Genomic DNA, 1,596 nt, shown 5'->3' with positions numbered 1-1,596 from the left:
GGAGTAGTCGGCCCTGCCGTCGCCGACGCGGTCGCACTCGGCGAGCGTGCCGTCCGGGAGATCGAAGTCCGGATCGTGTGCGCGCGGCGTCTTCAGCAGGCCCGGTGCCTGCTCGGCGAGCAGGCCGGTGACCGCGGTGACGTAGGCATGGGCGGTGCCGACCGATATCCCGAAGGCCGCGGCGATGCGGGCGAGTTGTCGTGGCGCCGCAGGCACACGAGTGCGATCAGCCCACGCCGGTGCGGCGGGAGCTTGCACCGGCGGCCACCTTCCCGGGTGACGATGAGCATCGTGACCCACTCCACGAGCGCATCAGGCAGGTCGAGTGCGGCAGGATGCGGAACCAACAGGGCTCCTGTGTTGTTGAGTTGAGACGTCGAACACCTCCCTCAACGGCACGGGAGCCCTGTCCGTTGCGCACTCCGATCCCACACCGCCCTGTCACCAGATCAGTGGCAACGCTGAAAACACTCAGTCTCTTCGCCTTCTGGCGTCGCCGTCCATTCGGGCGGATTCTCTGTGCCTGTCTGGAGTTCAACCACGACTTGGCCGCTGCGGGCAGCCAGATACCCACTGCGTGCTCTCATGGTGTAGGCAAGCATCACGTACACCTCGCGGTCGGCCCGCGAAAGGATCACGCATAGGAAAGATGCAGCTCAAGGACCAGCACATATACGCGACGGATTACCGCCAGCACGGCCCCGTCACCTCATCTCGTAACGCCCACGGCGACCGACGGGGCTCGCCGTAGTGCCGCGCTCTTCGACTCAGACAGAAACCAGAGGTGCGGTTGTCTCGCCAGGCGCGAGGCGGGCCCGGGCCGCGTCAAGGGCTGCCTCGACATCACGGGTGCCGGTGGAGACGCACAGCGTGTACTCCACGTCCTCCAGGCGCTGCCGCGCCCGCGCGTCCCCCGCTCCAGCGGACCGGAGCGACTCGTACCGGTCGACAAGACCCTTCAGTACCACCGGGTGAGCCATGAGCACAGCAGTTCTCCTTCCGGGCCAGGGCGGCCTTGATCCGCCCTCGGACTGCTCCACCAGGTACCCGCAGAAGCCGCCCTCATCCGTCCGCTCGGACAGGGTTTCGTCTCGCCCGCGCCCCGATTCATGCGCGGACCGCCCGCCCGCCCCTGCGTTCCCTTCCTCACCCTGGAAGGGCAACGCTGAAAACGCTCACTGAGCTTCTTCGAGTTGGCCACCGATCGAGTGATGGGCCGTGAAGCGCAACGAACGAGCCCCCGAGCTGTTGATCGAGTTGTCTGACGTCTCAATCACGTTGCTCGGGGGCCTCGTTGGTCATCCATACTGCCGCACTCGACCTGCCGCATGCGCTCGTGGAGTGGGTCACCATGCTGGTTGTCACCCGTGAGGACGACCGGCGCTGCAAGCTCCGCCCGTCTCAGCGGGCGATGGTGGCACTGGTGTACCTACGAGAGCACACCACTCCGGCGAAGATCGCCGCCGGGTTCGGGATCAGCGAGTCCACCGCCCACTCCTCCACCCGCGCGGTCGTCGACCTGCTCGCCGAACGAGCACCGGGTCCGCTCAAGACGCTGCGCGAGCACGATCCCGACTTCATCCTGCTCGACGGCAC

At 66.7% G+C, this 1,596-nt stretch carries 2 protein-coding genes and 1 pseudogene; 1 reads left to right on the top strand and 2 read right to left on the bottom strand.

The window, feature by feature from the left end; translation table 11 throughout:
• Together ACFWEP_RS34570 and ACFWEP_RS34565 are read right to left on the bottom strand one after the other, a co-directional pair.
• Positions 1 to 347: pseudogene (locus tag ACFWEP_RS34570) on the bottom strand (transposase family protein); the annotation flags it as partial.
• Between the two features lie 420 nt (positions 348 to 767).
• The gene (locus ACFWEP_RS34565) at positions 768 to 986 is read right to left on the bottom strand and encodes a DUF5133 domain-containing protein (RefSeq protein WP_387376254.1); all 219 of its coding nucleotides are present in this window, start codon (positions 984 to 986) and stop codon (positions 768 to 770) included.
• 308 nt (positions 987 to 1,294) lie between these two features.
• On the opposite strand from ACFWEP_RS34565, the gene ACFWEP_RS34560 reads away from it, so the two are divergent.
• On the top strand, positions 1,295 to 1,596 hold a 302-nt coding region (locus ACFWEP_RS34560), incomplete at its 3' end, for a transposase family protein (protein WP_387376253.1).

The sequence above is a fragment of the Streptomyces sp. NPDC060198 genome, assembly GCF_042728415.1.
GTDB lineage: Bacteria > Actinomycetota > Actinomycetes > Streptomycetales > Streptomycetaceae > Streptomyces.
Note: the sequence above shows the minus strand (reverse complement) of the source record. Positions and strands in the feature narration are given on the sequence as shown.